The 4,524-nt window shown below is 60.1% G+C and carries 2 protein-coding genes and 1 tRNA gene; all 3 read left to right on the plus strand.

All coding sequences use genetic code 11. The features are described from left to right. Positions 1–66 precede the first annotated feature (66 nt). The 3 genes from KHU33_RS25525 (at position 67) to KHU33_RS25535 (ending at position 4,382) form a co-directional block, all read left to right on the plus strand. Positions 67–160 (plus strand) — tRNA-Ser (locus tag KHU33_RS25525). Positions 161–363: 203 nt separating this feature from the next. After that, the gene (gene mprF / locus KHU33_RS25530; RefSeq protein ID WP_407928321.1) at positions 364–2,970 is read left to right on the plus strand and encodes a bifunctional lysylphosphatidylglycerol flippase/synthetase MprF; all 2,607 of its coding nucleotides are present in this window, start codon (positions 364–366) and stop codon (positions 2,968–2,970) included. A 41-nt stretch (positions 2,971–3,011) separates the two neighbouring features. After that, positions 3,012–4,382 carry an AcvB/VirJ family lysyl-phosphatidylglycerol hydrolase gene (locus KHU33_RS25535; RefSeq protein WP_230414552.1) on the plus strand — a complete coding sequence of 457 codons (1,371 nt, stop codon included), beginning with the start codon at positions 3,012–3,014 and terminating at the stop codon, positions 4,380–4,382. Positions 4,383–4,524: the final 142 nt, after the last annotated feature.

A 4,524-nucleotide genomic window follows, 5' to 3' on the forward strand; every position in this document is an offset into this window, starting at 1 on the left:
CAAAACCGCATGAAAAGTTATTATTCGTGTCCTTAACGCGGCGTTGCTTAAAAGCCGTTTAAGTTTGGAGGCGTGGCCGAGTGGTCGAAGGCACTTCCCTGCTAAGGAAGCATATGGGCTTAAACCTGTATCGTGGGTTCAAATCCCACCGCCTCCTCCAAGAACATGTTCCGAGAAATCCGAGAACGTACAAAGAACCGCTTCTAGCCCCGTGCTGATGCGGTTTTTTTGTTTTTGCGGTACTTTTCTTTGTCAGTTTATTATTTACCGCAGCGAACCTTGCTTTGTAAACTGGCTCTTACCAGTTGCTTAAGTAGTTGACGGTCGATCTCATCGAGGTTGGGCCGGATAGATAAAGGTTACATGGCACGTCCCTCATCCTCATCGCCAGCAGACATGCCGGCGCCTGACATCACACCTGCCGCTCAAAAGACGGGCGTAAGCTGGCGTTACTGGTTGACGCTGCTGGTGGTGCTCGTCTTGGGTGCCTTAGTGTTCAAGTCCCTGCATAGCTTGCTCGCGGATGTGCACTATCGCAGCATCGTGCATGCCGTGAAACACACTCCGCTCAGCAATCTGTTGCTGGCAGTGCTGGCGACAGCGGTAAGTTATCTGTCGCTGGCCGGCTACGATGTTTCCAGTTTGCGTTACGTCGGCGCCAAGGTTAAAGGGACCACCATCGGCTTGACCTCGTTCATCGCCTACGCACTTGGCAATACCGTCGGGCTTGGGGTGCTGACCGGCGGCACGGTGCGCATGCGCTTGTACACGGCAAGCGGGGTCGAGGCATCTCAGGTGGCGCAAGCGATCGCCTTCAATGCGGGCGCATTCGGCCTCGGCATGACCACTTTCGGCGCCATCGGTTTGTTGTGGGGTGCGCCGCAGGTCGAGGCCCTGGCGCATATTCCCGGCTGGTCGTTGCGCGCGCTGGCTTGCATCGTGTTGCTTGGCGTAGCGGGTTTTATCGGCTTATGCCGCATGCGCCGCGAGCTGCTGCTGTTCGGCCGTTGGAATCTGCGCTTGCCGGAGGCGGGATTGGCCCTGCGCCAGTTGCTGATCTCCGCCGTCGATTTAAGCGCCGCAGCGGCAACCTTATGGTTCTTGCTGCCGAGCGGCGTCATCGATCTGCCTACCTTCGTCGCGTTTTATGCGATAGCGATGGCGCTTGGCGTGATCAGCCATGTGCCGGGCGGCGTCGGCGTCTTCGAGGCGGTGATTTTGCTGGCTTGCGCCAATCACGCGCCAACCAGCGCCATCGCGGCGGCCTTGCTGCTGTATCGGAGCATCTATTTCCTGTTGCCGCTGTTGCTGGCAACGATTTTGCTCGCGGCATTCGAAATGCGTGCAGGCGCCGGCGCACCGGTGGCGCGCGCCGCGGTGAAACTGTCGCCATGGCTGCTCACCGCATTGACCCTGGTGACCGGCACCATGTTGCTGATATCCGGCGTTACGCCGGCCACCCGCCATGCCGAAGAATTGCTGAGGCTGCATGTGCCTTTGTTTGTGGTGGAGGCGTCGCACCTGATCGGCAGCGTCGCCGGCCTGGCGATGCTATTCCTGGCGCGCGGCTTGCTGCACCGGCTCGATGCTGCGTGGTGGGCGTCGCTGGTGCTGACCGTGATCGCCGGGATTCTGGCGCTGCCCAAGGGTATCGCCATTTCCGAATTCATCGTGCTGTTCTTGCTGGCCTCGCTGCTGGTGATTTCGCGTAAGCAGTTCGACCGGCGCTCGTCTTTGTTTTCGCAAACCTTCGAGCCCGGCTGGCTGATTGCGGTTGCCTGTGTGCTCGCGGCCTGCGGCTGGATACTGCTGTTTGCCTATCGCGACATCGACTACGCCGATCGCATGTGGTGGCAATTTGCCTTCGACGATTACGCGCCACGCTCGATGCGGACCTTGATGGTGGTGGCCATCATGGCTCTGGGCCTGGGCTTGTGGCAGTTGTTCCGGCGCTCGACCGGCGCCGCCGAACGGCCCACGGAACAGGAGTTGCAACGCGCCGCCGGGATCCTGCGCAAGCAGCCTGCGGCGGATGCATGCCTGGCTTTGATGGGCGATAAGAGCCTGCTGTTTTCTGCCTCTGGCAACAGCTTCATCATGTTCGCCAAACATAATCGCTCCTGGGTGGCCTTGTCCGATCCAGTCGGCGATCCGCAGGAGTGGTCCGAGCTGATCTGGCGTTTTATCGAACTGGCCGACGGCCACGGCGGCCGCGCTGCATTCTATAAAGTGCGGCCGCAATCCTTGCCGCTATATCTAGACGCCGGTCTGCGGGTTTATAAGCTGGGCGAAGAGGCTTACGTGCCGTTGCATCAGTTCAGCCTGCAAGGGCCGCGCCGCGCCAATCTCCGGCATGGCGTCAATCGGGCCGAGCGCGAGGGCCTGAGTTTCGAGATGCTGACGCTTGAGCAGCTGCCGCCGCTGCTGGATCAACTCAAGCTGGTCTCGGATGCCTGGCTGGCCGACCAGGACACTCGCGAAAAAAGTTTTTCGCTGGGTGCTTTCGACGAAACCTATATCTTGCGTCAGCCGGTCGCAGTGATTCGTCGCGGGCAAAAGATCATCGCCTTTGCCAGTTTGATGTGTCCCGACGTATTGCGAATCGAAGCCAGCATCGATCTGATGCGGCAACTGCCGGATGCGCCGCCAGGCACCATGGATTTCCTGTTCTCGCAATTGATGCTGCACTTCAAGGAGCAGGGATTCCAGCGTTTCGGCTTGGGCATGGCGCCGATGTCAGGCATGAAAGACCATCAGCTGGCGCCGCGCTGGCAGCGCTTTGGCCGCTTGCTGTTCATGCACGGCGGGCGTTTTTATAATTTCCGCGGCTTGCGCAATTTCAAAGACAAGTTCGATCCGGTGTGGGAGGCGCGCTATCTGGTGACCAAGGGCGGCCTGGCGCCGCTGTTCGCATTCACCGATACCGCCGCGCTGATCAGCGGCGGCCTCAAGGGAGCGATCAGTAAATGAGATTGAGAAAGCACAGATTAATTTGCCTGGCGTTATGCGCGATGGCTGTCATCGGCAGCCGTGCCAGTGCGGATGAGGCGCATCACAGCCTAAGCCACGGGCGTTTCAAGAATGTTGAAATCTACCAGCCGGCGGGGCCGGTCAATGGCGTCGTCTTGCTGCTTTCGGGTGATGCCGGTTGGGACAAAAGCGCCGCCGAGAAGGCCCATGCGTTGGCGCAGCAAGGCGCTTTGGTGGCCGGCATCAGTACCCCGCAACTATTCGCCAGCCTGAATGCGGATGGCGGCGATTGCGCGTTTCCTGACGGCGACCTGGAAAACCTGAGCCGCTTCGTGCAGGCTTACGAAAAACTTCCCGGATATTATCCGCCGCTCTTGGTGGGAGAGGGCTCCGGCGCAACCCTGGCTTATGCGATGCTGGCCCAAGCGCCCGCGAACACTTTTAGCGGCGCCTTGTCGCTGGGATTTTGTCCGGCGCTGAATTTGCGCAAGCCGCTGTGCAAAGGCGAGAATGTGCATTTCAATCTGCGCGCAAAAGGCAAGGGAGTGGACTTGCTGCCGGTTGCCAGACTGCCGGCGGCATGGCGCGTTCTGCTGGACGCAGACGCGCCTAACGCGGGGCGTTGCGCGGCCGGCGTTACCCGCGCATTTGTCGCCAGTGTCGGCGGTGCTGAATTGAGCATGGCGCCTGCCACGGATCGGCCGGAACTGACGCAGCTGAAGGCAGCGTATGCCAGCCTGAACGCAAAGCAAGCCGTAGCGGTGCAAGCGCCGCCTGCCGCGGTGTCCGATTTACCGGTGGTTGAGGTCGCCGCGCTGGCGTCATCCGAACGCAGCCGCGATGCCGACACCATGGCGATCCTGATCAGCGGCGATGGCGGCTGGGCCGGCATCGACCGTGACGTCGCCACTGCACTGTCCAAGCGTGGCGTGCCGGTGGTCGGCATCGATTCGCTGCGCTATTTCTGGAGCGCGCACACACCGGCGTCAACGGCAAAAGATGTGGAGCGCCTGATGCAGTTTTATATGGCGCGCTGGGGAAAAGCCAAAGTGGTATTGATTGGTTATTCGCAAGGAGCCGACGTCTTGCCCTTTGTCGGCAACCGTTTGTCTGGCAAGGCTCTGGCGTCGGTACCCTTGATCGCGCTGATGGGGCTGGGCAAGAAAGCCGATTTCCAATTCCATCTGAGCAATTGGGTCAGCTCCAGTAACGACGGCCTGCCGATCCTGCCGGAAGTCGCAAAACTGCCGGCTGGCCTGGCCATGTGCATCTACGGCAGCGAAGAAAACGATTCCGCCTGCCCGAGGCTGGACGCCAGCCGCGTCAAATTGCTGAAGCTGAGCGGCGGTCATCATTTCGACGGCAACTATGAACGCCTGGCCGGTTTGATTCTCGACGCTGCGCGCAAATAATCTGGCGCCTCGCCGCTAATGCCGTTCAGTTAAGGTCTCTTTTCAGGACCCGGACGGAGTAACGTTGAGGTAGCGCTTTGACGACCCGGTCGTAATGTCGACCGGGTCGGTCTTCGTTCAGCAGGGCGACTAATCGTTGCCG

Source organism: Collimonas silvisoli (assembly GCF_018305005.1).
Classification (GTDB): Bacteria; Pseudomonadota; Gammaproteobacteria; order Burkholderiales; family Burkholderiaceae_D; genus Collimonas; species Collimonas silvisoli.

Bases quoted from the DNA above. Each gene is read 5' to 3' on its own strand.
- KHU33_RS25535 (WP_230414552.1), top strand. From the start codon at position 3,012: ATGGCTGTCATCGGCAGCCGTGCCAGTGCGGATGAGGCGCATCACAGC.
- mprF (WP_407928321.1), top strand. From the start codon at position 364: ATGGCACGTCCCTCATCCTCATCGCCAGCAGACATGCCGGCGCCTGAC.